General features: G+C 50.2%; 25 protein-coding genes, 3 tRNA genes and 1 rRNA gene. 6 read left to right on the top strand and 23 right to left on the bottom strand.

The features are described from left to right. Window positions 1-86 precede the first annotated feature (86 nt). The 7 genes from BLT35_RS16400 to BLT35_RS16430 all read right to left on the bottom strand — a co-directional run bounded on the left by BLT35_RS16400 (window position 87) and on the right by BLT35_RS16430 (window position 6,869). Window positions 87-1,160: an L-threonylcarbamoyladenylate synthase gene (locus BLT35_RS16400; protein ID WP_074728986.1), complete on the bottom strand. Its 1,074-nt coding sequence runs from the start codon at window positions 1,158-1,160 to the stop codon at window positions 87-89. A 53-nt stretch (window positions 1,161-1,213) separates the two neighbouring features. Continuing rightward, window positions 1,214-1,999 carry a stage II sporulation protein R gene (gene spoIIR, locus BLT35_RS16405; protein ID WP_062410176.1) on the bottom strand — a complete coding sequence of 262 codons (786 nt, stop codon included), beginning with the start codon at window positions 1,997-1,999 and terminating at the stop codon, window positions 1,214-1,216. Window positions 2,000-2,083: 84 nt separating this feature from the next. After that, a complete protein-coding gene (prmC, locus tag BLT35_RS16410) occupies window positions 2,084-2,968 on the bottom strand; it encodes a peptide chain release factor N(5)-glutamine methyltransferase (protein WP_175472004.1) in 885 nt (294 codons plus the stop codon). A gap of 10 nt (window positions 2,969-2,978) precedes the next feature. Further along, window positions 2,979-4,058, bottom strand: coding sequence for a peptide chain release factor 1 (gene prfA, locus BLT35_RS16415; RefSeq protein WP_062410178.1), 1,080 nt, complete (start codon window positions 4,056-4,058; stop codon window positions 2,979-2,981). A 49-nt stretch (window positions 4,059-4,107) separates the two neighbouring features. Next, window positions 4,108-5,208, bottom strand: a complete 1,101-nt coding sequence (gene ychF / locus BLT35_RS16420; protein WP_062410179.1) for a redox-regulated ATPase YchF — start codon at window positions 5,206-5,208, stop codon at window positions 4,108-4,110. Between the two features lie 159 nt (window positions 5,209-5,367). Beyond that, window positions 5,368-6,084 carry a peptidoglycan recognition protein family protein gene (locus BLT35_RS16425; protein WP_062410180.1) on the bottom strand — a complete coding sequence of 239 codons (717 nt, stop codon included), beginning with the start codon at window positions 6,082-6,084 and terminating at the stop codon, window positions 5,368-5,370. Window positions 6,085-6,164: 80 nt separating this feature from the next. After that, window positions 6,165-6,869: a flagellar brake protein gene (locus BLT35_RS16430; RefSeq protein WP_054819858.1), complete on the bottom strand. Its 705-nt coding sequence runs from the start codon at window positions 6,867-6,869 to the stop codon at window positions 6,165-6,167. 396 nt (window positions 6,870-7,265) lie between these two features. Here BLT35_RS16430 and tadA point away from each other — a divergent pair, with 396 nt between their 5' ends. Both tadA and BLT35_RS16440 read left to right on the top strand, forming a co-directional pair. Further along, window positions 7,266-7,733, top strand: coding sequence for a tRNA adenosine(34) deaminase TadA (gene tadA, locus BLT35_RS16435; RefSeq protein WP_283956646.1), 468 nt, complete (start codon window positions 7,266-7,268; stop codon window positions 7,731-7,733). Window positions 7,734-7,896: 163 nt separating this feature from the next. Next, a tRNA-Pro gene (locus BLT35_RS16440) sits at window positions 7,897-7,970 on the top strand. A 180-nt stretch (window positions 7,971-8,150) separates the two neighbouring features. On the opposite strand, the gene BLT35_RS16445 is transcribed toward BLT35_RS16440, so the two are convergent. From BLT35_RS16445 to BLT35_RS16460, 4 genes are all read right to left on the bottom strand, one after another. Then, on the bottom strand, window positions 8,151-8,708 hold the full coding sequence (locus BLT35_RS16445; RefSeq protein WP_074728990.1) for a hypothetical protein: 558 nt from the start codon (window positions 8,706-8,708) through the stop codon (window positions 8,151-8,153). An 82-nt stretch (window positions 8,709-8,790) separates the two neighbouring features. After that, window positions 8,791-9,957: a hypothetical protein gene (locus BLT35_RS16450; RefSeq protein WP_074728992.1), complete on the bottom strand. Its 1,167-nt coding sequence runs from the start codon at window positions 9,955-9,957 to the stop codon at window positions 8,791-8,793. Next, on the bottom strand, window positions 9,944-10,462 hold the full coding sequence (locus tag BLT35_RS16455; protein ID WP_074728994.1) for an anti-sigma factor family protein: 519 nt from the start codon (window positions 10,460-10,462) through the stop codon (window positions 9,944-9,946). Before BLT35_RS16455 ends, BLT35_RS16450 begins: the two co-directional genes overlap by 14 nt. Further along, window positions 10,459-11,010 carry an RNA polymerase sigma factor gene (locus BLT35_RS16460; protein ID WP_418007126.1) on the bottom strand — a complete coding sequence of 184 codons (552 nt, stop codon included), beginning with the start codon at window positions 11,008-11,010 and terminating at the stop codon, window positions 10,459-10,461. Before BLT35_RS16460 ends, BLT35_RS16455 begins: the two co-directional genes overlap by 4 nt. A gap of 121 nt (window positions 11,011-11,131) precedes the next feature. Here BLT35_RS16460 and BLT35_RS16465 point away from each other — a divergent pair. Next, a tRNA-Arg gene (locus tag BLT35_RS16465) sits at window positions 11,132-11,207 on the top strand. A 104-nt stretch (window positions 11,208-11,311) separates the two neighbouring features. Continuing rightward, window positions 11,312-11,470: a hypothetical protein gene (locus tag BLT35_RS27070; protein WP_160327400.1), complete on the top strand. Its 159-nt coding sequence runs from the start codon at window positions 11,312-11,314 to the stop codon at window positions 11,468-11,470. 57 nt (window positions 11,471-11,527) lie between these two features. On the opposite strand, the gene map is transcribed toward BLT35_RS27070, so the two are convergent. After that, window positions 11,528-12,280, bottom strand: coding sequence for a type I methionyl aminopeptidase (gene map, locus BLT35_RS16470; protein WP_062410183.1), 753 nt, complete (start codon window positions 12,278-12,280; stop codon window positions 11,528-11,530). Between the two features lie 128 nt (window positions 12,281-12,408). Here map and helD point away from each other — a divergent pair, with 128 nt between their 5' ends. Both helD and BLT35_RS16480 read left to right on the top strand, forming a co-directional pair. After that, window positions 12,409-14,778, top strand: a complete 2,370-nt coding sequence (gene helD / locus BLT35_RS16475; RefSeq protein WP_062410184.1) for an RNA polymerase recycling motor HelD — start codon at window positions 12,409-12,411, stop codon at window positions 14,776-14,778. 71 nt (window positions 14,779-14,849) lie between these two features. Next, the gene (locus BLT35_RS16480; protein WP_054819855.1) at window positions 14,850-15,038 is read left to right on the top strand and encodes a hypothetical protein; all 189 of its coding nucleotides are present in this window, start codon (window positions 14,850-14,852) and stop codon (window positions 15,036-15,038) included. A 139-nt stretch (window positions 15,039-15,177) separates the two neighbouring features. On the opposite strand, the gene BLT35_RS16485 is transcribed toward BLT35_RS16480, so the two are convergent. The 11 genes from BLT35_RS16485 to rrf all read right to left on the bottom strand — a co-directional run bounded on the left by BLT35_RS16485 (window position 15,178) and on the right by rrf (window position 23,571). Beyond that, window positions 15,178-15,915, bottom strand: coding sequence for a stalk domain-containing protein (locus tag BLT35_RS16485; RefSeq protein WP_074728998.1), 738 nt, complete (start codon window positions 15,913-15,915; stop codon window positions 15,178-15,180). 465 nt (window positions 15,916-16,380) lie between these two features. After that, the gene (locus BLT35_RS16490) at window positions 16,381-16,524 is read right to left on the bottom strand and encodes a small acid-soluble spore protein P (protein ID WP_054819852.1); all 144 of its coding nucleotides are present in this window, start codon (window positions 16,522-16,524) and stop codon (window positions 16,381-16,383) included. A gap of 25 nt (window positions 16,525-16,549) precedes the next feature. Then, window positions 16,550-16,732: a hypothetical protein gene (locus BLT35_RS16495; protein ID WP_054819851.1), complete on the bottom strand. Its 183-nt coding sequence runs from the start codon at window positions 16,730-16,732 to the stop codon at window positions 16,550-16,552. Window positions 16,733-16,750: 18 nt separating this feature from the next. Continuing rightward, window positions 16,751-17,098 carry a hypothetical protein gene (locus tag BLT35_RS16500; RefSeq protein ID WP_054819850.1) on the bottom strand — a complete coding sequence of 116 codons (348 nt, stop codon included), beginning with the start codon at window positions 17,096-17,098 and terminating at the stop codon, window positions 16,751-16,753. A gap of 257 nt (window positions 17,099-17,355) precedes the next feature. Then, a tRNA-Ser gene (locus BLT35_RS16505) sits at window positions 17,356-17,445 on the bottom strand. A 47-nt stretch (window positions 17,446-17,492) separates the two neighbouring features. Beyond that, entirely contained in the window at window positions 17,493-18,776 is a 1,284-nt protein-coding gene (gene serS, locus BLT35_RS16510) for a serine--tRNA ligase (protein ID WP_054819849.1), read from the bottom strand. 11 nt (window positions 18,777-18,787) lie between these two features. Then, on the bottom strand, window positions 18,788-19,360 hold the full coding sequence (pdxT, locus tag BLT35_RS16515; protein WP_074729000.1) for a pyridoxal 5'-phosphate synthase glutaminase subunit PdxT: 573 nt from the start codon (window positions 19,358-19,360) through the stop codon (window positions 18,788-18,790). 35 nt (window positions 19,361-19,395) lie between these two features. Continuing rightward, window positions 19,396-20,277, bottom strand: a complete 882-nt coding sequence (pdxS, locus tag BLT35_RS16520) for a pyridoxal 5'-phosphate synthase lyase subunit PdxS (RefSeq protein ID WP_062410187.1) — start codon at window positions 20,275-20,277, stop codon at window positions 19,396-19,398. Window positions 20,278-20,397: 120 nt separating this feature from the next. Continuing rightward, complete coding sequence (locus BLT35_RS16525) at window positions 20,398-21,693, bottom strand: D-alanyl-D-alanine carboxypeptidase family protein (RefSeq protein WP_254777585.1); 1,296 nt, start codon at window positions 21,691-21,693, stop codon at window positions 20,398-20,400. Between the two features lie 130 nt (window positions 21,694-21,823). Continuing rightward, window positions 21,824-23,281: an IMP dehydrogenase gene (guaB, locus tag BLT35_RS16530; protein ID WP_062410189.1), complete on the bottom strand. Its 1,458-nt coding sequence runs from the start codon at window positions 23,279-23,281 to the stop codon at window positions 21,824-21,826. Window positions 23,282-23,454: 173 nt separating this feature from the next. Then, window positions 23,455-23,571, bottom strand: a 5S ribosomal RNA gene (gene rrf, locus BLT35_RS16535). Window positions 23,572-23,618 lie beyond the last annotated feature (47 nt).

Here is a 23,618-nt window from a genome sequence, read left to right on the forward strand (position 1 = left end):
CCTATTCTAAATCAACATATGCGGACAAGGGCAGAAAGATGACTTGAGGCGGATGTGCTGCTGCAGGGATGGACAGGGAAAGCTCGCTAGAGCGTCACGATTCGCCCGCCGGCGGCTTTGCGCAGGCGGTTCATGATCGCGGCCCCGATCCCCTCTTCGGGGCACGCTTGGGCTGTGATGAAGCCGACACCGGCTTCATCGAATTCGCGGAGCGCGGCGTAGAGTCCTTGGGCGACCGTTTCGAGGTCGTCCAGACGGCCGCACGCGACGACGCAGTCCGCGCGGAAAGCGCCGGCGTACTCGCCGTAGGTGAGGACGCCAGTGCGCTCGCCGCGCGCGCGGGCCTCATCGAGCTCGCGCTGTATGCGAGCGAGAATCTGTTCGGGCGCCGTGCCCTGGCGGCCTTGAACAAGCAGCAGCGCGCCGCGGGGCGCATAATGGGCATATTTCATGCCCGGGGCGCGCGGAGCGGACGGCTCCTGGTGCTCGGGGCTTGCCTCGAGCACTGGGATATGAGGCGGCAGCGCCTGGCGCAGCTGCTCAAGCGTAATCCCCCCGGGACGCAGGATGTGTAGCGCGCCTCCGGCGTACTCCACAACCGTCGACTCGACGCCGACGCCGGTCTCCCCGCCGTCAACGATGCCGCCAATGCGTCCCTCCAAATCTTCCAGCACGTGCGCTGCCTGCGTCGGGCTCGGGCGTCCCGATCGGTTCGCGCTGGGCGCCGCGACCGGGCATCCCGCCGCGGCAATCAGTTGCAGCGCAACAGGGTGGTCCGGCATGCGCAGCCCGACCGTGGACAACCCTGCGGTCACAAGCGGGGATAATACCCCGGGACGAACGGGCAACACAACGGTCAGCGGCCCCGGCCAAAACGCATCCAGCAAACGCGAAACGGCCTCATCCGGCGGAGCCGCCAGCTCCTCCAGTTGAGACCTGTCTGCAATATGCACAATCAGAGGGTTATCCGACGGCCGGCCTTTGGCCGAGAAGATGCCGGCCACCGCTTCTGAACTGCAGGCATCGGCCCCAAGACCATACACCGTCTCCGTCGGAAACGCCACTGTCCGTCCTTGCCGGAGAAGCTGCGCCGCCTCCTGCAGCTTCGCCGGATCGGGATGCTGCCCGTCTACCTCCCATACCATCGTCTCTATCGTCATCGGGATTACCTCTTCCTTTCCCTGCATCCAATGGCTTCATATGGCTAAAGCGCTCAAACGAACCAGGAACCGATTTTTTTGAGCATATCCCAGAGGAAAAACCGAACCTCCGGCTGGGCGGCCGCAGCAGCATTCTTTTCGGAATCGGTGTTTTCCTTGGATGTCTTTATTTCCTTAGCCTGTGTTTTGTCTTTCGGTACGTTGTCCCGGTCTTCCTTGGCCGCCCCGGTTTCTTTATCCTCTTTACTTGCCTCCCCGGCCGGCTCGGATTCCTTCGGCTCAGCAGCATACGCTGTGTTCCTTTTGACCACCATCTCCGAATCTACAAAACAGAGCGGCGGAAACAGCACGCACCACCAATTTTGTCCTTCCGCCGCCCCGATGGAAACACGCAGCGCCTCATAATCACCGGCAGGATACACTTGATTCCCGTACATTTTCGTCGGAAACGGAACGACGCCCAGTTCTACATTATAGCTATAGTCAAAACCGTTCTTCCGCAGCGTCTCACCCACCAGCTCGTTCAACTCCGGCAAATGCTCCCGGACCACTTCGCGGGCTTCTTGGATGCCTTGCGGAGCCGTAACCCAACCGTTCATTTGTTCCACAATGGCGTCGCGCACCTCGCGCTTGAGCCATTGATCAAGGGCCGCATCGGAATGAGCCAGGATGCGCAGACGAATCGATTCCTGCGGTATGACGGCGCTTTGCACTTCCCCGCTCCCGGCGGGCGATGCAAACAAGACGGCATTCGATCGCTGGGATTCCCAGCAAGCAAGCAGCACCATAAAAGCAAAAGCCAAATACGCATACCGTTTCCACGCAAACCGTTTGACCATTCCGGACAGCCCCTCTCCAATCTCGAACTCTAGCTCTTCTAGTTGCTAGTATGTCCGGATTAAGAGAGTTTAAACGCAGGCGGATCAAAACAACGAATGCTGCCTTCTCCGTAAAGCGATCACGTGCCGGTCAATGCCGGCCAAATCGGGAATGGTTCGAATCTCGTCCCAATCCGCCGAGCGTTCCAGCAGCTGCCTGACCTCTTGAGCTTGCCCCATCCCGACCTCAAAGCCGACCAAAGCCGGCATTGCAGGCAGCTCGGCAAGCTGCGCCGTTAACCGGCGGTACGGCACCAGCCCGTCCGCGCCGCCATACAGTGCCGTCCGCGGCTCGAACAGCCTCACCTCCGGCTGAAGCCCCTCCTCATCCGCCTCCGGAATGTACGGCGGATTCGATATGACCAGATCGAGCCGCTCGCCGCGCTCGATCCACGGAGCCAGCAGGTCTCCTTCGAAGAAGGCGATTCGCTTGGCTACCCCGTGGCGCACCGCATTGGCTTTGGCCACCTCCAGCGCGTCCGGCGAGATGTCCGAGGCCATCACCCGCCACCGCGGGCACTGTACGGCAAGGCTCACCGCGATGGCCCCGCTGCCGGTGCCGATGTCCGCCACTGCCGGGCTCTCGCCATCTTTCCACAATTGCCGTCCGATTAGCACGGCCTGCTCAACCAGCAGCTCCGTCTCCGGCCGCGGGATGAGCACCGCCGGCGTTACCGTATAGGAAAGCCCGTAGAACTCCTGCTCTCCTATGATATACTGCACCGGTTCACCACTCGCCTTGCGGGCAAGCAGCCGCTTCCAGTCCGCCTCCCGCTCCGGCGGGAAGGGCTCGGGCCAGCGGAGGAGCAGTCCGCTGCGGCTCTCGCCCAGCAGATACTCGAGCAGCCGTCCGGCATTCGCCTCCGGCTCCCGCACACCGCTGCGCCGCAAAAAAGAAGAAGCCTCTGCATAGGCTTCACGTATCGTCATCGGCCGATCTTCACGCACCGGCGTATTCTCCTTTTTCGATCTGCTCGGTTTGCGAAGCAATGGTCAGCGCGGAGATGATTTCATCCATCTCGCCATTGAGCACGGCGTCAAGGCGATGCAGCGTCAGGCCGATCCGGTGGTCCGTCACCCGGCTTTGCGGGAAGTTATAGGTACGGATCCGCTCCGAACGGTCTCCCGTCCCGATCTTGCTCTTGCGCTCGGCGCCATACTTCTCCATCTCTTCCTGCTGCATTTTATCGTAGATCCGGGCCCGCAGCACCTGCAGCGCCTTCTCTTTGTTCGAGTTTTGCGATTTGCCGTCCTGGCAGGTGGCTACGATTCCGGTCGGGATGTGTGTTACGCGTACCGCCGACTTTGTCGTATTGACCGATTGCCCGCCCGCTCCACTGGAACAGAACGTATCGACACGGATATCCGAATCCAGGATTTCGATATCGAATTCTTCCATCTCCGGCATCACGGATACCGTCGAAGTGGACGTATGAATACGTCCCCCCGATTCGGTCGCCGGGATACGCTGTACGCGATGTGCGCCGCTCTCAAACTTCAGCTTGCTGTAAGCCCCTTTGCCGCTCACCAAAAAAATAATCTCTTTAAATCCGCCGAGATCATTCATATTCACATCCAGCACTTCCGTCCGCCAGCCCTGTGAATCGGCATACTTCGTATACATCCGGTACAGGTCGGCGGCAAACAATGCCGCTTCGTCCCCGCCAGCGGCACCGCGGATTTCCACAATCACGTTCTTATCGTCATTCGGATCCTTCGGCATCATCAGCACCTTGATGCGCTCTTCCAGCTTGGCTTTACGCTCCGACAGTTCTTCGAGCTCCAGCTTCACCAATTCCTTCATTTCGTCATCCAGCTTTTCATTCTGCATGACCCGCGCCGCTTCGTACTGCTCCGACACGCTCTTGTATTCCATATACGCGTCGTAGGCCTCCTGAAGATCGGATTGCTCCTTGGAATATTCCCGCAGCTTTTTGGAATCACTCGTCACGTTCGGGTCACAGAGCAGTTCGCTTAATTTCTCATATCGGTCAGCCAATGCTTGCAACCGATCCAGCATCTGATTTCACCCTTTCTTTTTTTGAGTATATGCATCAAGCCAAAATTCCTTATACATTGAAACGGAAATGCATGACGTCTCCGTCTTTGACGACATATTCCTTGCCCTCGAGGCGCAGCAGCCCTTTTTCCTTGGCTCCGTTCATTGAACCCGATGCGATCAGATCGTCGTACCCAACGACCTCCGCCCGAATAAAGCCGCGCTCAAAATCGGTGTGGATGACTCCGGCCGCTTGAGGCGCCTTCGTACCCTTGCGGATCGTCCAAGCGCGGACCTCCTGCACTCCCGCCGTAAAATACGTATACAGCCCAAGCAAGCGGTACGCCGCTTGAATCAACCGGTTCAAGCCGGAATCCTGAAGCCCCAGCTCCTCGAGAAACATCTGCTTGTCCTCGCCTTCGAGCTCGGCGATTTCCGATTCCACCTTTGCGCTGATCGGCACCACTTCCGCGCCTTCCTTAGCAGCATACTCACGTACCTTTTGGACGTAAGGGTTATCTTCCGCGTTGGCCACCTCCGCCTCGCTGACATTTGCCGCATACAGCACCGGCTTCATCGTAAGCAAGTGCAAGTCGCGAATCAGCAGCTTTTCCTCGTCGCTAAGCTCCACACTGCGGGCCGGCTTATCGTTATACAGCGCTTCTTTCACCCGTTCGAGGCATTCGACCTCCTGCGCGTATTTTTTGTCCCCGCTCTTCATATTTTTACGCGACCGCTCAATTCGTTTATCTACCGAGTCCACATCCGCTAGAATCAGCTCGAGATTAATGGTCTCGATATCGCTGATCGGATCCACAACTCCTGATACATGGGTAATATTCTCGTCCTGGAAGCAGCGAACCACGTGTACGATCGCATCCACCTCGCGGATATGAGCCAGAAACTTATTGCCAAGCCCTTCGCCTTTGCTTGCGCCTTTCACAAGGCCCGCAATATCGACGAATTCAAATGCTGTCGGCACAATACGGTTCGGGTTCACGATCTCGGCCAGCCGGAGCAAACGCTCATCCGGAACCTCTACTACACCAACGTTAGGATCTATGGTACAAAAAGGGTAGTTCGCCGACTCCGCCCCGGCTTGCGTAATTGCATTAAACAACGTTGACTTGCCGACGTTCGGCAGTCCGACGATCCCTGCTTTCAATGCCATGTCAAGGACAACTCCTTAAAAGTTCAACTAGTAAATTCCTAACATAAGATTATACTACAAATACAGCCCCCATGTCATCTGACCGGTTGAGGAAAATCCTGCTCCGCCTGAAAACAAAAAACCGGCCCGCTTCCCGCCAGACCGGTTTGGATCCTTCCTTTATTGTGCCGGCTGCCCCGAAATCCTGCGCAGCTCATTGGCCAGACGATGAAACTCCGCTTGAGCCGATGCATCATTTACAGCAAAGTAGGATGCCGACAAAAAGCGGATCATCTTGTTTGCATCCTCCGCAGAGATGAGTATCTGCGGCTCCGGTATGACGCTTGCCCGGTACTCTTCTTCTACATCCCTCACGAAATCGGAAAACGTTTTGCCGAGCTGCCGAAGCGGCTGCTGCGGGTCGCTGCGGCGCGCCGGATCCAGCATATAATGGCCTGCAATATCGGTAGATGGATTTAGACCGTAACGGTAGCAGGCATAAGCCATCACCCATACATAACGCTTATACGATTCCGTCAGACGGATACGCCCTCCGTGGCACAGCTCCACCGCCCCCGCCGCATCGTTCGCATCGGCTCCATATCTGGCATTGTCCGTTGTAACATTATAAACGACATGATATGCTTTCTCCGCAGGCCCGGTCAAAAAGGGAATGCACTCCAGGATTTCGTTATCATCAACAAAAATATGAGCCGAGGATGACATATCGTTGCTCGTTCGTTGAAAATACGAGACGTTAGCTGAGGCCGTCGCCCCCGGATTGCCCGTGTCATGCGCAACCATAAAACGGCACCGAGCAAGCGGCAGCATCGGCCGCCGTTTGCTTGGGCCAGGCAAATAGCGCGGAATAATCTCATACTTCATTTGAAACGGCACGTTTGCTCACCACCTTTAAGCATGATTGCTTGAATCAACTTATGCTAAAAGGCGCGCTTGATCCGCGGCACTTGCCCGAGTTATTTGAAATTACGATTCTGCATCTCTTCTTTTTTCAGCGTATAGTGTGATTCTACTTGCATTTTTAATATAAATGCCCGCAGGGAATTCGCTTTGTCCGGCGTCAGATCCACGTATCTCGCCCCGTAATAATAGCCTTCAGGGGTCGTTTCCGATCTTATGATTTCTGCAGCACACTGCAAGGTAAAGCCTAAATCGAGAGCCACGTTAACCGTCGAATTCGTGTCCAGACCGATGTTTTCCAGCACCGTAAAGCCTAATCCGCTGATACTTAAATTATGAACCGTGAGTTCAACTTTATTTTGCAGCAGCCGCTCGATCCCCTTCGTTTCCTTGATGGAAACGATCACTCCGCTTTGATTTACCTTCACCCGGGGATGCTCGCGTTTTTCCGCGAAACGGCTCTGATTACTGGGAGGATTGATGACCATGAGCGCACCATGATCCTTGGCGACAACCGTAGACTCAAACACATATACACCACCCGGAGAATAAACCGTCAGCTTGACCTTATCCCCGAGTTCGAATGCCTTATATTCCGAGATTTCGATCTCGATAATATCTCCTTCCGCATAAGTAAGGATACCCGTGGAGACAAAATCCTTTTTCTCTACCATAATCCGGCTTTGCAGCAAAATACCGTTTTGGCTTCTATTCTTGATCCTTTCTACCTCGAACGATTTGCCTTGCGAAGGCGAACTCATTGAAAGCAAACCACCTTTCACACCAAATGAAACCCGCTTATTTTTTAGCGGATCGTGACTACCACGCTGAAAACTAAGACCTTATAACTATATTCCAACTCGAATATTAGGTAAATTTACCCATTTCATATGTTACTTCATTATATCGCTTGCTTGAAAGCCGTTCAACTGATTTTTCATCTTTATCTCTTCTCACTGCTCACTCAATATCGATTATTCACATATTCGATATCCTGTGAATAACTGGATTGCCGGGAAATGAACTTGCTCTGAAGGCACGATTTTTCTACAATGGAATAGACAAACCAAATGACTTATCCACAATGTTATCCACAGTGTGTTAACAACGAATGTTTGTTCGAACTTGTGGTCACAAAGCTAAATGAGGTGTACGTATTGTCTTTATGGGAGGAACATCTGCCTTATATGAGAGCCGCCATCGATGAAGCCCGCAAAGCGGAGTCGATTTTAGAGGTCCCCATCGGCGCAGTCATCGTACGCGGTAATGAAATTATCGGCCGCGGCCACAATGTCCGCGAAACGACACGGGATCCGCTCGCCCATGCCGAATTGATCGCGATCAAACAGGCCAGCCGGCATTTGGATGCCTGGCGTCTATTGGATTGCAGACTTTATGTTACACTCGAGCCATGTCCTATGTGTGCCGGTGCCATCGTACAATCCCGCATCTCTCAGGTTATTTATGGCACTCCCGATCCGAAAGCCGGATGTGCCGGAACACTGATGAACCTGCTTCAAGAGGATCGGTTTAATCATCGTGTGGACGTTATCAGCGGTGTGCTTCAAGAAGAGTGCGCGGTCATGCTGACCCAATTCTTTCGCAAATTACGGGGAAAGGCGTAGTGTGAAAACCGCTTGAATATGAAATCGCTTATGCCGGACGCGGCCGAATACGATTCACGCAGAACATTCTCAGCGCTGCGTACCGGCAGAGCATACGACTCTCTTTACTTTTTTACTTGCCCATGATAAAATAATAGAGCCTTTAAGTGCTTTGCAAAAACATCGAGACGTGGCTCAGCTTGGTAGAGCGCTTGGTTCGGGACCAAGAGGTCGCAGGTTCAAATCCTGTCGTCTCGATTTTCTCTTTTAAGAAGAAAAAGCCTTGATTTTCAAGGCTTTTTTTGATGATAAGCAAAACAGGCTGATGCAGGTTAACCCAACCGGCATCAGCTTGTTCCAGGTATATTTGACTTCATAACCCTGCAGGAAGATCCTGCAGGGATTTTTTGCTGTTGTCACATCTTCACCGGCTGGTGGTTATCCCTGTTCCCGCAGTTCTGCCGGTATATCCTGAGGCAGCACTACTGTTACATTCATGTAAGGATAGTAAGAGTCAAAGCCTTGACGAATCGGCGGCTGCTTAACCTGAACATACATCGTATCCCCGATGGTACGAACGGTATACACGTTCTTTTCGGAAACCTCCGGGAATTGGTCCTCCTGTGTTCGTTCCCTGTAACTGCCGAACAAATGGACAGCCCGCTCCGCGGTTTGATCGACTTTGACCTGTGGACCGTTTGTCTGCACAATAATCCGCTTCACCCTCTCATCTACCGCTTCCCGCATCTCCGGAAGGTCTACGGTCCGTTCAATTGTACCCACCATCCGCCTGACCTCCCCGAGAACGCCGATGCTGGTCAAAAAGGTTAGTCCAAAAGAGCTGATAAACAGCAGACCCACGAAAAACACACTCATCAAATCATATCGAACCATGCTGTTTTCCTTCCGCATCCATATCAGATAGACAAGGATTTCAAGCCCCAGCAGCACGAACAGGATCGGCCACCAGGCAAAGAACGTATCGAAAGCGTTCAAGCCTGCAGTTGAGATAAAAACAAGGTCACACCCAGGAAAATAAGCGACAAGCCCATGGATAAGGTTCCTACACGCCACGTTCTCACGAGGTCTTTTCCCCCTTTTCCCGCTTGCTGCCGAACAAGAGCCGAAGCCCGCCGCCGATCAGCAGTACGCATACAATGAACGTATGGAAGTATTGGTGGTACCAATACATAATTTCTCTGCTCAATTGCTCGTCGACCCATCGTTCCAATCCGTTCATCATGACGTTATCGACCAAATAATACAAGCCCAAAGCGAGCAATCCGATGCCGACCCACCTCTGATGGTTGATCAGCCAATCCACGACAGGCACATCTCTGATCTCCTCTCGCCCGTACCTTGAAATATACTGCAGTGCATCGAAGAAGCTGAAAAACCATAGAATCGGAATCAGAAACAGGAACAGCGACAGCCGAAGCACGTCTATGATGTAGATGCTGAACAGGAAAGCCGCCATGAGCTGCAAACCGCGCTTTTGCAGACCGAGATACATATGTCCCGCTCCAGGGAAGATGGAAAGCAGCATGCCAAGCGTTTTGTTCTTTTTTCCGGCTTCCCTCATTTCCTGATAATCTTCGAATATGGAACGGTCGATCAGTTCCTCTCCCCGCTGTTTGCGGTTTAGGTGCTGTACACAGTCAAACATGCAGTAGAGCCAGATGATCGGCAGCACGCCCAGAAAGACCATAAACTCCCCTCTATTCGTCAGCGCCGTTACGAAGATAATCATGATCGTAAGCCCGAAGAACGTCAGCAGGAACGCCAACCCCCGCTGCATCAACCCAAGCTGAAAGTGGCCGAGTCCGGGAACGAACGACAACAGCATGGTAACAAAACGGTCGTCTGCCTGCGAAGCTGATGCTGGTGACGGTCCCCACACGGAGGAGGTATTCCCTGTCTGCATACTGCTATGCGGGTCTGATCCTCCCCCTCCCCAGCTTTCCGGCAGCGGCGGCTGCGGCCTGCTCAGCAGCGTACGAATCATATCAATCATATTGACCGCCCAAATGACAAACGCCACAAACAGCATAAAAAAGTACGGAATTTCATTGTACCCGAACAGACGGTGAATACGTACCGCAACCATCACGACCAACAGCAGCAGCGAGCCGAAAAATCCGCCGCCATACAGCAGCGCTTTAATCAGCCGGCCCAAGTACAAGTGGCCGAGTCCAGGAATGAACGACAGTATAAAAGCAACCATCGGGTTTTTATTTGGATTCATGGGTATCCCCTCTTTCATATCTCGGTTGAATGGAATCGAGCATGCCGATTGTTTTGTTCATGAGCTTCTCGGAAACGGAAACGTGCAGAATCCGTGTTTCCGCTGTTCTCTTCTCTGAGGCTGTGTCAAACCGGGAAATGTGCTGCGTAAGGGTCTGGAAGACACCGGTGCTCATAAGAATCATCGTAATGGCTGCAGCTACCGTATAATGAAAGAATGGATGTTGAATCCACGGTATGCGTAATTTACGTTTGGTTTGCTCCGGCACCATCTCTAGCGGCCTCGTGTAAGGCATTTCTTGTTCCAGACGCATCATCACCGCAGCGGAGAAAGCTTCCTGGTCCTCAAGCTGCGGCAGAACATCGCCAGCCTGTTCCAAACACTGCATATACAGCTCAAAACATGCATCGCAGCTGTCCAGATGCGATTCACAGATTGCCCTCTCTTCATTCGTCAGCTCATCTTTCACATATTGAAGCCAGGTTTCCATTCTCCTATGATTCATTCCCATTCCTCCTCCTTCCATACCTTTCGCATGTACTGTTTGGCCCGGTACAGCTTTGATTCTACTGTTTTCAGCGCCATCTGCTGCTCTTCGGCGATTTGTTGATAGCTCTTCTCTTCAATGTAGAATGCAACTACGACGTCACGGTAACTTTCGGGAAGCTGGTCGAGATAATGGCGAATCTGATCGCTGCGTTCCCGGTTGATTACCGTATCCTCTACCGGACGTTCCCTCAGCATGGGCCGCGCGCCCAGTCCCTCCCACTCATCCGTCAGCTCTTCTTTCTTTCGGTCTTTAGCCCGTTTGAAATCAATCGCTTTGTGGACGGCTATACGTGTCATCCAGGTTTTCAAACCTTGAAACCGGTATTGGGGGAGAGACGCGTATATCTTCAGCAGCGCTTCCTGAGTCACATCCTCGGCGTCCTTTGTCGACCGGAGCACAGAATATACCGCCTTGAACAAATGGTTCCCGTACTGATCCACCAGCTCACGAAACGCTTCCCGGTCGCCATCTATGATTCGTGCAATCCATGCTTCTTCCGTAATCGTCTCCCCCTCCTCTCTGGATAATAGACGCCGATGGCCGACGACATCACTGCATCTTTTTCAAATATTTTTACGGACTTTCTTCCCGGCCCTTCGTATGATATAATAACTATGGTTTTATGTCCCCGTAGCTCAACAGGATAGAGCAGTCCTCTCCTAAAGGACAGATAGTGGTTCGAGTCCTCTCGGGGACGCCATACATACCCTTTGAAAGCACACAAGGCCTGATTCACAGGTCTTTCATTATTTTCGCGCATAAAATATCACCCCTGCCGCCACAATAGCGAAGAGGTGATTTTTTATGGAAAAACATATTGATCCAACCGAAGAAATATATATTTATAACAACGAAGACATCAATGACGTGAAGGAAGACGCCACCGGCGAGGAAGGCTTGTCCGCCGGGAAGGCCGGGGAGCCCATACCGAGTCCCTCTGCCAGGAACGGAGACCGACCTTAAATAAGGCAACCGTCCGTAGTCGTACGGACGGTGCTTTTTCTTTTTGAAGACCGCTGATCAAAAAATGCCATCGGTGATCACCAGCGGTCCGTCTTTGGTGATGGCAACGGTATGCTCAAACTGAGCCGACAGGCTGCCGTCGTAAGTTCGGGCGGTCCAGCCGTCCAATTCGATAAACATTTCGTGCTTGCCCGCATTGATCATCGGCTCAATGGTAAAAACCATACCTTCCTGAAGACGAACGCCGCGGCCCGGCTTGCCTACATGAGGAAATGTCGGCTCCTCGTGCATGCTTCGCCCGATTCCGTGCCCGACCAGATCGCGTACCACAGAGAAGCCGGCTCCTTCTGCATGTTTCTGCACGACATGCATGACATCGCCCATCCGGTTTCCCGCTACGGCCTTCTCGATGCCCAGCAACAGGCACTCCTTGGTCACTTGGATCAGACGCTCCGCCTCTGGAGAGATCGTTCCGACAGGATATGTACGGCAGGAATCCGCACACCACCCATTGTACCGGCATACAATGTCTACTTTGACGATATCTCCATTTTGCAGCGGTTCTTCGTTCGGAAATCCATGGGCGATCACGTCGTTAACAGAAGTACAAGTAGCAAACGGGTAACCTTTAAACCCTTTGACTACTTGTTCAGCCCCCTGCTCTTGAATAAACCGTTCAGCAAAATCATTGATAACCATTGTGGTAAGCCCCGGCTTGATCATCTTGGCAATTTCCTGATGACACTTGGCGAGAATCTCACCGGCTTTGCGCATCAGTTGAATTTCTTCCGGTGTTTTGATGATAATCATAACGAACCTCCTGAATTTCCAAATATCATATCACTTAGATCTATTGTACGCAATTGCTCGTAAAAGTTCCCCTGTGGTAAGATGTCCGAACAAGATTTCATATTATAGAAGAAGGAGGCTGACCTTCCTTGACACAGGATGCCGCTTGGTGGGAAGAGCAGCATAGGCTGAAGCTTGTGCTGAATGAAGTGCGAAAGCTGATCGAGCGCTCGGAGGAATTATCCGAACAGCGAAAATCGACGGTAACCGAAGCACGCAAAGATTTCTGGGACGACATTACGGTCAATCTGGCGAATCCCGACGACATCATGGAAACTTACACCAGCATTACGCAGCAGTCCATGATGCTCGCCGGTCAAGAACGAAGCCTGCAGCATGCCGAAAATACGCGATACCGATTGCTGAGAATGTACAACTCACCGTATTTTGGCAGGATCGATTTTACGGAAAAAGGCTCTTCCGGTACTGAGAAAATATACATCGGAATCGCTTCAGTTCTGGATGAGCAGACACAGACATACTGGGTTTACGATTGGCGTGCGCCCGTTTCGAGCTTGTTTTACGATTATTCGCCGGGCCCGGCCAATTACGAGACGCCTATGGGGACGATTTCCGGCACCTTGGATTTAAAACGCCAATTCATGATTCGCGGCGGCGAAATCAAAGCGATGTTCAATACAGGAATAACCATCGGCGACGAAGTGCTTCAGCACATTCTCGGGCAGCGTACCGATGACCATATGAAATCCATTGTGGCCACGATACAGAAAGAGCAGAATCAGATCATCCGGGATGACCGCCACAGGGTACTGATCGTTCAAGGAGCGGCAGGCAGCGGGAAAACATCCGTCGCTTTGCAACGGGTCGCCTATCTCCTCTACAAGCATCGCCAAACGCTTAACAGCGATAATATGGTGCTGTTCAGTCCTAACGCCCTGTTTAACAGCTATATCTCAAGCGTCCTTCCTGAGCTTGGCGAAGCCAATATGCAGCAAACGACCTATCAGGACTATCTGCAGCTGCGCCTTGGCTCGCAATTTCAAGTGGAAGATGCGTACGAGCAAATGGAAGCGATGCTTCATACCTATGGTGATCCTGGAGATGAAATACGCAGGAGCAGCATCCGCTTTAAATCATCCAAAGCCTTTGTCGACATCATAGAGAAATATGCCCGGGGGTTGGAGTCCCAAGGCATGCGGTTTAATGACCTGGTCTTTCGAGGAAGGGTACTGATCGGCAAGCAGCAAATGGCAAACTATTTTTATAGCCTGGACGGGTCTATAAAGCTGAGCATCAAAATACACTTAGTGAAGGAATGGCTTCTGAAAGAGCTTAAACGGCTGGCCAAAGAGGAAAGAATGAAGCCGTGGGTGAAAGAGGAAATCGAGCTGCTGGATAAGGAAGTCTATCAGCAAGCTTACAACGCGCTTCGGAAGCAAAAAGGCGACCGGGAGACAGCATTTGATGACGCGAAGCAGGAAGCGCTGCTGCTCAGTAAATACGTTGTACACGAAAAATTTAAGCCGCTCCGGGAGAAGATCAAACAGCTGCGATTTATTTCGGCTGCGGCACTATACAGACAGCTGATATCCGATGTCTCCCGGTTTGCCCTAACCGCCGGGGACAAAGAACTTGAGCTCCCTCCGGAATGGGAGGAAATCGGTCGGCTGACCCTTGAGCAAATGGACCGCGGCCGGCTGACTTACGAAGATGCGACTCCGTTTCTGTACTTGACCGGATTAATCGAGGGCTTTCCATCGTATAATACGGTCCGTCATGTCATTATCGATGAGGCACAGGACTACTCGCCCTTTCAACTGGTATTCCTGAACCGCTTGTTCCCCTGGGCCAAAATGACGCTGCTGGGTGATTTCAATCAGGCCATTTCTGCGCATCATACAGCAGAAGCCGATCATGGCATGGCCGGCTACGAAGTAATTTACGATTTATATGGTCCGGAACAAGTGGAGTTCATACGACTGGTTCGAAGCTACCGGTCAACCAAAGAAATCGCCGAATTCACCAAGGCGATTTTGCCTTTCGGGGAGCCTGTAGAGCCGTTCAGCCGCAGCGGGGAGCCTCCCAAACTGATAGCCGTGTCTGATCATGCCATGCTGACGGACGTCTTGCTTGGGGAAGTGAAGAGGCTCCAAACGTCTGGAATCGGCACGATCGCCATCATATGCAAAACAGCCCGGGAAACCCGCGATGCGTACGATAAGCTCTCAAGCCAATTGCCTCAGCTTCAATGGATTACTAAAGAGACCCGATTGTTTCACGCCGGCGTAGTACTCATTCCCGTTTATTTGGCCAAAGGACTCGAATTTGACGCTGTGCTTATTTATAACGCCTCAGCCGAACATTACTATCGGGAAGTTGAGCGAAAGCTGCTGTATACCGCCTGCACCCGGGCTATGCACAAGCTTACGATTTTCCATACGGGGCAGCCTAGTCCCTTTCTGTCTCACCATCATGAAAAATCAAAGAGAACCCTCTAAACTCGGTTCTCATTTCGATGGGATCATGGTAAAATGAGGAATCAATTTCATAATCGAGGTGGAAAAGAATCATGTCCGCAGATCACTTGTTTTACATCATTTATGACGAGTTTTCCATTTCCATCTGTACTCAATTTGATGAAGTGATTGATGCGGTAACCGGCGGTGCTTTCATATACGGATATACCGATGATGAAGCCATGGCTTACGAAATGATGAAAGATTGCTTCAACAAAGTAGAGCTGGAGAATAATAATTAGGGTTTCGATTGTGAACAAAGGGATCCCTTGATTTTTAATCTGGACCGATAAACAAACCGGATTTGCTTTCCGACGCAAAACAGGGACTGCCGATCGTGCCGGCAGCCCCATGCTAATCGGGATTCCTTGATATTTCAGCTTATTTCAAGGTAAGCGTCGGGTTAAATACCCCAAACCCATTACCTACGTCCCGTAGATGTTCTTTCTTTGTTAGTTTTAACGTGAGTTTATTCACACCTTTTACGCTAACGGACACGTCCTGCGGGAATTCCCCAGGGCCAAAATCATGGGAATAAAGCTCTTTTCCGTCACCTTCTATAACGAAAGTGACAATGTTCGGCGAGTCTTGATTCTCCTTCAATATACCCGCTTTGGCTTTGAAAGAAGTATACTGGCCATTTAACGGATATTCTTGATACATGGACTCCCCTGTATCCAATGTCCAATCGGCATAAAAAGCAACGTAGTTCTCATACTCATTCGATAAATTATCCTGAATCTTTTTGCCGTGATTAATTAACGAGATACCATTCCAGTTACTAATTTTTTGCGTATTCATTGGTTGGACTCGTTCTCCAAGAAATTCTTCATTCGGTTCGTTTGTTTCTCCAATGAACACCGTTCCGGTTTCACCATCCCACCCTACTTTTTGTCCGAGATTTTCGGCAACAAATCGAAGCGGGACATAGGTGGATCCATTGTAAATAAACGGCTTATCCTCGGCAGGCATTTTAGAAACATTATTAATTTTAATATCTTTCACCTCGTAAAAAACTTCAAGCATAGTGCTCCCGCTTGCTGCGTATGCAGCTGTTCCCGCAAATAGCGCACTTACAATGATTCCCGCGGTAAAACCCTTTAATTTGTCCTTTAACATATACCGATACCTCCACGGTATTACTTGATTATGTAGTTCAGTAGTAAATTTCAACGAAAAATTTACATCGTTTTGATTCCTCCCCCATTCGCTAACGTTCGTACTCCGTTTTGATAATTGTACTAAAATTGCTCCTGTAAATAATTTATCGGAGGTTTGCGTTTCATCTATTAGACTATATTTTAAAATACCCGGCCGCTTTCCAAGATCATCTATAACTTAATTATTGCAACGAATTAGTAAAATCAGCTTACTCAACTATTAAACTTCGATATTCACACAGAGGAGATTACTGGGGCGACGTCTCCATGGAATTGTTCTTCGATCACATGAAACAGTGGACATTAAAAAAGATGACCCCCGACGAATTCAGAGGTCATTACTGGCTAGCTAAATCGATGGCTATTTGATATAAACTGTCCACAAACCGGGTCTTAGTTCAAGGTAAGAGGCTGTTGATTATTGTTAACCCTCGCCGTTATTATGGCGGCTGTGATTTTGATTTTTCACTTTCTTCGAGCCGGATAACGGTTCATTCGGGTGGCGGTGCTCGTCTTGGTTTTGACGGCCGCTCGGCGGGTTTACCGGTTGAGGAATATTTTTAGGCATGTGATTCCCGTCTCCCTTCGCTGGGTTACTCTTTATCCATCAGCATCGATGTATGAGGTGTTTCATCATGATTTAACGCATCCTGATGCCGGTGATCGTTGGTTTGCTGCTGCACCTGCTGTGCCTGATGGCCGGTAACCACCGTTTTGTCCAAATCTTTAACGACATTTTGCAGATTTTTATCTACGCTGCTTTTATTTTTTGTCATGTTGGCCGCTGCCTCCGTTTAGCTGTGCGTAAAAGAATGAAGCTGTTGTGCACACTCATGGATATGCCTTACATAATCATCAACTAACGTCTGAATGACGTCCGTTCGCTCATCGACATTGTCCCCGTCTCGTTCCACATCAACAAGGTCGACCTTCACTTCTCTGGAATCGACATAAGTACATTTGAAATCAAAGCCGTAGTTATTCCGACCCGCCGTAGCAATATGAACGCGCAGCACATTCGCTTCCGCCTCATCAGCCTGGACTTCTGCTCTGTCCGAGGTATTCAGCACGGTAGGCAGCGTTCTCGCCCATGCCTCGGCCAGTTGCTGTTGGTCCACTTGCAGGCTATCCTTTTTGCTCATGAGTAACACCTCCACATTACTAACATGCGGAGATGCCATCCTCCTTATACCAAGCGCACCTAAGTAAAAAAAGCCATAGGTTCCGTTACACAATAAGAAAAACCTCGCCTCCGGCGAGGTCCTTTATCGTGCAAACCCATGTTGGATAAGGAAGGAAGGGGTGTGGGGTTCCACCCGCTGCTTTCTTATCTGTCAAAAAAAAACGACCCTTATCAGGTCGCTGTTTTTTTGTTTTATGGACCATTTATTATTATAAATGGCGGAGAGGGTGGGATTCGAACCCACGGTGGCCTCACGACCACGGCGGTTTTCAAGACCGCTGCCTTAAACCACTCGACCACCTCTCCGGGTGACAACAAGCATTGTATCACAAAAACTAAAGCATGATCAAGCTCTAATTTTTACTGATTTTCGTTACATTCCCCATATACGGCTGAAGCACTTCCGGAATCAAAACGCTGCCGTCTTCCTGCTGGTAGTTCTCCAGAATGGCGGCGACGGTTCGGCCAATAGCCAACCCTGATCCGTTGAGCGTATGCACGAATTCGGGTTTCGCCTTGGTATCGCGGCGGAAACGAATGTTAGCTCGGCGTGCTTGGAAATCCTCAAAGTTACTGCAAGACGAAATCTCGCGGTACGTATTGCTGCTTGGAAGCCATACCTCAAGATCGTACGTTTTCGCCGACGAGAAGCCCAAATCGCCCGTACAAAGCGACAGCACACGGTAAGGCAGCTTGAGCAGCTGCAGCACCTTCTCCGCATCCATCGTCAGTTTCTCGAGCTCCTCATTGGATTGCTCCGGTGCGGTCAGTTTCACCAGTTCAATTTTGTTAAATTGATGCTGTCTGATCAGACCCCGGGTATCACGTCCGGCAGAACCGGCTTCCGAACGGAAGCAAGCGCTGAACGCCACAAAATACTTAGGCAAATCCTCCAAGGATAAAATGTCATCCCGATGATAGTTGGTCACCGGAACCTCAGCCGTAGGAATCAAGAAATAATCTGTTTCATCGATTTTAAAAACATCTTCTGCAAATTTCGGCAGCTGTCCCGTTCCCGTCAAACTATCCCGGTTTACGATATACGGCGGAAGTATCTCCTGATACCCGTGCTGGTCCGCATGCAAATCCATCATAAAATTCATTAAAGCCCGCTCCAGGCGAGCACCAAGCCCTTTATAAAACACAAAGCGCGAGCCAGTCACCTTCGCCGCAGACTCAAAATCCAATATATTCAGCTGCTGCGCCACTTCCCAATGCGGCTTCGGCTCGAACGAAAAGCTCGGTACTTCGCCCACACGGCGAATTTCCACATTGTCTTCCTCGGATGCACCTACCGGCACCCCGTCTTGAGGAATATTGGGAATAGCCAGCACGATAGCATCGAGGTCAGACTCCAGAACACGAATTTCTTCATCCAATGTTTTAATGCGGTCTCCGACAACCTTCATTTCTTCAATCAGATGATTCGCATCTTCCTTAGCCTTCTTCAGCCGAGCCACTTCCTGTGAAACCACGTTACGGCGGTTTTTCAGCTGCTCCACTTCTTGTAAAAGCTCTCTGCGTTTAAGATCCAGGCTAGTAAAACGATCCAGCTCCTCGAGGTTATTTCCTCCCCGATTTTTCATGGCCTGTTTTACTTTATCCATATCGCTGCGCAGTAATTTTACATCCAACAAGGAGATCCCTCCTACCTCGTCTCACGTACCATGTCTATAAAATAAGCGTGCATCCGCTCATCATCGGTCAATTCCGGATGAAACGAGGCTGCCAACAAATGCCCTTGTCTAGCGGCCACGATCTGGTCACGATAGGTAGACAGCACGTTCACATTGTCGCCCACCTTGACAATCAAAGGAGCGCGAATAAACACAGCTCGAACATTGTTATCGATGCCTTTGATATCCAAGTCGGTTTCAAAGCTTTCACGCTGCCGCCCAAAAGCGTTTCGCTCCACTTCGATATCCATCAGCTCCAGATGCGCCTCTTCCTGCCCGACAATGCTTTTTGCAAGAACAATTAAGCCTGCACAGGTGCCGAAAATCGGCTTGCCCTGCCGTGAAAATTCACGTAGGGCATCCACAAAATGATAAGTCCTCATCAGTTTCCCGATCGTTGTGCTTTCGCCTCCGGGAATAATGATTCCGTCGATTTCTTGCAGCTGCTCCACTTTTTTTACGACAACGCCCTGCGCCCCGGCCTTTTCTATCATTTTAATATGTTCAGCCACGGCACCCTGCAGCGCTAAAACTCCGATTTTCATCTCACACTACCTTCTTCCCGAACGAAAAAAATGGATTACCAACCGCGCTCTTGCATCCGCTCGGAGACATGCAGTTTGGAAATTTCAATTCCCTTCATTGGCGTACCGAGGTTTTTCGAAATATTTGCAATCAGCTCGTAATCTGTATAGTGGGTAGTCGCCTCAACAATCGCTTTAGCAAATTTTTCAGGGTTGTCCGATTTGAAAATACCGGACCCGACAAATACGCCGTCCGAACCCAAATGCATCATCAGCGCTGCATCTGCCGGTGTAGCCACACCGCCTGCAGCAAAGTTTACAACAGGAAGACGTCCTGTTTCATGTACTTGAAGCAGCAGCTCATAAGGAGCCCCCAAATTTTTCGCTTCAGCCATCAGCTCGTCCTTGGACAAGGACTGGATCTTCCGGATTTGTCCGGTAATCATCCGCATATGACGAACCGCTTCAACGATATTTCCCGTTCCCGGCTCACCCTTTGTACGAATCATCGATGCGCCTTCCCCGATTCTGCGGAGCGCTTCGCCAAGATCTCTTGCACCGCAAACGAACGGTACGGTGAATTCATGTTTATTAATATGGAACACTTCATCCGCCGGAGTGAGCACTTCGCTTTCATCGATATAGTCTACGCCCATCGATTCCAGCACTTTCGCCTCAACATAATGGCCGATCCGTGCTTTAGCCATAACAGGAATGGATACAGCTTTCATAACCTCTTCTACAATCGTAGGGTCGGCCATACGAGCTACTCCTCCGGCCGCACGAATATCGGAAGGCACTCTTTCAAGCGCCATAACGGCGGAGGCGCCTGCCGCTTCAGCGATGCGGGCCTGCTCTGCACTCATGACGTCCATAATGACGCCGCCTTTTTGCATTTCTGCCATACCTTTTTTAACGCGCGATGTACCAGTTTCCATTTCCGATTCCTCCCACAACATATCGATATATTTCGACGATCGGCCTTAATAGGACAAACTAACTAAACAAATATTTTACATCAATAGGAGCAAATAAACAACCCGTTTTATCGGATTTCATCAGCTTGTGACACCTTTGACCGTATCTACAAAAAAGTCCTTGATCGCTCTGAAGAACAGCCGGATCCAGCTTCCTTGCTCTACATCCTCGGCTGCCACCAAATTAGCTGTTTGTTCATTTCCGTTATAGGAAACCTTGACCGTCCCAAGCACCTGACCCTGTGTAATCGGGGCGATAAGCTTGCTTTCATCTGCCGGTGCCGCTGTAATCGTAAATTGATCGGCCGCGGCGCCTTTTTTGGCAACGATGGAAACTGCAGTTTCCGTGACGACCGGCACTTGTGTTTTCACACCTTTTTTAATATTCACTGTTTTCATGGAATCTATTTCAGCTTTCGCACCCAGGACCTGTTTCAGTTCAAAGTTCGTGAAACCGTAGTCAAGCACTTTGCGGGTCTCTTCAAACCGGCTTGGCTCCGTTAACGTTCCCATCACGACACTGATCAGCCTCATTCCATTACGTTCCGCTGTTCCGGTAAAGCAATAGCCGGCTTCATTCGTGCTTCCTGTTTTTAAACCGTCGAGGCCTTCATAAGCATATCGCTTAAAATTGGTCGTGTTCCGGTTGTCCCAAAGCATCCAGTTCCAGTTAATCATTGGTGTCGTGTCTCTCTCACGGAATTTCTTGGCCGGGATTTTCGTATATTCCAGTACTTCCTTATGATCCTTTAAGATATTATAGGCGATGATAGCTGCATCTCTTGCAGAAAGGAGCGTTTCCCCCTGCAAATTCTGGGGAGCATACTTACCAAGGTCGGCCCGTCCCAATCCCGTCGCATTAATAAAATGAGCTTGTTCCGACAATCCGAATTCTTTTGCTTTATCATTCATCATTTTGGCGAAATTTTCTTCTGTCCCGCCTATATGTTCAGCTAGCGCTACTGCAGCATCGTTTGCCGAGTAAATCGACAATGCGGAGAACATATCATCTACCGTAGCTTGCTCTCCCTCAGCTAACAGAATTTGCGAACCTATCACTTCCGACGCGTATTTACTGGTGGTAACCATCGTTGTTTTATCGATTTTGCCAGACTTAATTGCCTCCATTACTAAATATTCCGTCATCATCTTAGCCATACTTGCGGGAGGTAGTGCCTCATCTGCGTTATATTCATATAAAATCTGGCCTGTGCTCGCTTCCATCAATATAGCGGATTTGGCATTCAGTTTTAAATCCACAGGGGTATCCGCAGCTTGAACCGGTGTTGGCTGAACCAGGGTAAGTGACGCGTTTAATAAGAGGGTGACAGCTACGACAGAACAAATTTTTTTAACATAACGAAACAACCATCTCACTCCCAGTATTAGAATTTCATCTTATGGCATAGACAAGCCTGTTTTATTGTACCACATGCCTGGGAAGCTGTACAAAAACAAGGAACGGAAGCCATAGCTTCCGTTCTGCATTTTAGGTTTTGATTTCTTTTTATAAGGAGTAATTCGGCGCTTCTTTTGTAATCTGAATGTCGTGCGGATGACTTTCCCGTAGACCTGCACCGGTGATCCGAATGAATGTTGTTTCATTGATCAGCGCATCAATGTTTTTCGCTCCGCAGTAACCCATACCCGAACGAAGTCCGCCGACCAACTGATAAAGCGTGTCCGCCAGAGGTCCTTTGTACGGTACCCGTCCTTCAATGCCCTCCGGAACCAGCTTGCTTTCGTTCTCCTGGAAATAGCGATCCTTACTGCCATCCTTCATCGCTCCAAGAGAGCCCATACCACGATACACTTTAAAACGGCGACCTTGGAAAATTTCCGATTCGCCGGGGCTTTCCTCGGTGCCTGCAAAAAGACTGCCGATCATTACCGCGCTGGCCCCTGCCGCTATAGCTTTGACAACGTCTCCTGAGTATTTAATACCGCCGTCTGCAATAATCGGCACTTGATATTGTCTCGCTACTGAAGCACAATCGTAAATGGCTGTAATCTGCGGTACACCGATTCCTGCGATGACCCTCGTTGTACAAATGGATCCAGGTCCGATCCCCACTTTAACAATGCTCGCCCCGGCTTCAATCAAGTCTCTTGTGCCTTCTCCTGTAGCGACGTTACCTGCGCAAATCGGCAAATCCGGATATTGTTCACGAATTTTTTTCACGGTATTGAGAATATTGATGTGATGCCCATGAGCGGAATCTACAACAATCAAATCGATACCGGCTTCGACCAAAGCGGCCGTACGTTCCATTACATCTTTGGATACGCCGACAGCTGCACCTACAAGCAGCCTGCCTTGCTTATCTTTAGCCGAATTCGGGAATTGAATCGCTTTTTCAATATCCTTAATGGTGATAAGGCCTTTTAAAATCATGTTTTCATCCACTAAAGGCAGCTTCTCGATTTTGTGTTTCTGGAGAAGGACTTCAGCCTCCTGAAGCGTAGTTCCTACAGGAGCAGTTACGAGTTTTTCTCTCGTCATCACTTCTTTAATTTTGATCGAGTAATCATGGACAAAACGAAGATCACGATTCGTCAAAATGCCGACCAATTTGTTATTTTCATCACAAATCGGTACTCCGGAGATCCGGTATTTGGCCATTAATTCTTCCGCATCATAAACATGGTGCTCCGGCGTAAGGGAGAACGGATTCGTAATAACGCCACTCTCGGAGCGCTTCACCCGGTCAACTTCCTCCGCTTGTTGGGCAATCGTCATGTTTTTATGAATGATACCAATACCGCCTTCCCGGGCTATAGCAATCGCCAAAGCAGATTCCGTAACGGTATCCATTGCTGAGCTGAGAAACGGAATGTTAAGCTTGATTTGGTTGGTCAATTGGGTTGAAACATCAATTTCTTTACCGAAAACGTCCGATTTACGCGGAACAAGCAATACATCGTCAAATGTCAGTCCTTCTTTTGCAAACTTAGTTTCCCACACAAAAAGATCCTCCCTTATTTACATCCCGAAAGATATTATTGCAATCTTATCAAAAGCCCAATTTTGGTGTCAAGCACAAAGTCATGACGATTTTCAACGTTTTTCATAAATAGTATGCCAAATTAGATAAAAAAGAGCCCCTTCGGATTGTAATCCGAAAAGGCTCTTTCATTGCTTGGCGACGTTCTACTCTCCCAGGACCCTGCGGTCCAAGTACCATCGACGCTGGAAGGCTTAACGGCCGTGTTCGGTATGGGTACGCGTGGTTCCCTTCCGCCATCATCACCAAACGTATTCATTTCTCAAGGCTTGCGCCCTGAAAACTGGATCGAAACCA

Source organism: Paenibacillus naphthalenovorans (genome assembly GCF_900099895.1).
GTDB classification, from domain to species: Bacteria; Bacillota; Bacilli; order Paenibacillales; family NBRC-103111; genus Paenibacillus_G; species Paenibacillus_G naphthalenovorans.

Coding starts and splice junctions, on each gene's coding strand:
- pdxT (WP_074729000.1), bottom strand. CDS start 19,360: ATGAAAATCGGAGTTTTAGCGCTGCAGGGTGCCGTGGCTGAACATATT.
- BLT35_RS16495 (WP_054819851.1), bottom strand. CDS start 16,732: ATGACAAAAAATAAAAGCAGCGTAGATAAAAATCTGCAAAATGTCGTT.
- BLT35_RS16450 (WP_074728992.1), bottom strand. CDS start 9,957: ATGAATCCAAATAAAAACCCGATGGTTGCTTTTATACTGTCGTTCATT.
- BLT35_RS16480 (WP_054819855.1), top strand. CDS start 14,850: ATGTCCGCAGATCACTTGTTTTACATCATTTATGACGAGTTTTCCATT.
- BLT35_RS16500 (WP_054819850.1), bottom strand. CDS start 17,098: ATGAGCAAAAAGGATAGCCTGCAAGTGGACCAACAGCAACTGGCCGAG.
- BLT35_RS16455 (WP_074728994.1), bottom strand. CDS start 10,462: ATGAATCATAGGAGAATGGAAACCTGGCTTCAATATGTGAAAGATGAG.
- BLT35_RS16400 (WP_074728986.1), bottom strand. CDS start 1,160: ATGACGATAGAGACGATGGTATGGGAGGTAGACGGGCAGCATCCCGAT.
- BLT35_RS16490 (WP_054819852.1), bottom strand. CDS start 16,524: ATGCCTAAAAATATTCCTCAACCGGTAAACCCGCCGAGCGGCCGTCAA.
- BLT35_RS16485 (WP_074728998.1), bottom strand. CDS start 15,915: ATGTTAAAGGACAAATTAAAGGGTTTTACCGCGGGAATCATTGTAAGT.
- map (WP_062410183.1), bottom strand. CDS start 12,280: ATGATTATCATCAAAACACCGGAAGAAATTCAACTGATGCGCAAAGCC.
- BLT35_RS16430 (WP_054819858.1), bottom strand. CDS start 6,869: ATGAGTTCGCCTTCGCAAGGCAAATCGTTCGAGGTAGAAAGGATCAAG.
- spoIIR (WP_062410176.1), bottom strand. CDS start 1,999: ATGGTCAAACGGTTTGCGTGGAAACGGTATGCGTATTTGGCTTTTGCT.
- ychF (WP_062410179.1), bottom strand. CDS start 5,208: ATGGCATTGAAAGCAGGGATCGTCGGACTGCCGAACGTCGGCAAGTCA.
- pdxS (WP_062410187.1), bottom strand. CDS start 20,277: ATGGAAACTGGTACATCGCGCGTTAAAAAAGGTATGGCAGAAATGCAA.
- BLT35_RS27070 (WP_160327400.1), top strand. CDS start 11,312: ATGGAAAAACATATTGATCCAACCGAAGAAATATATATTTATAACAAC.
- prmC (WP_175472004.1), bottom strand. CDS start 2,968: ATGACGATACGTGAAGCCTATGCAGAGGCTTCTTCTTTTTTGCGGCGC.
- prfA (WP_062410178.1), bottom strand. CDS start 4,058: ATGCTGGATCGGTTGCAAGCATTGGCTGACCGATATGAGAAATTAAGC.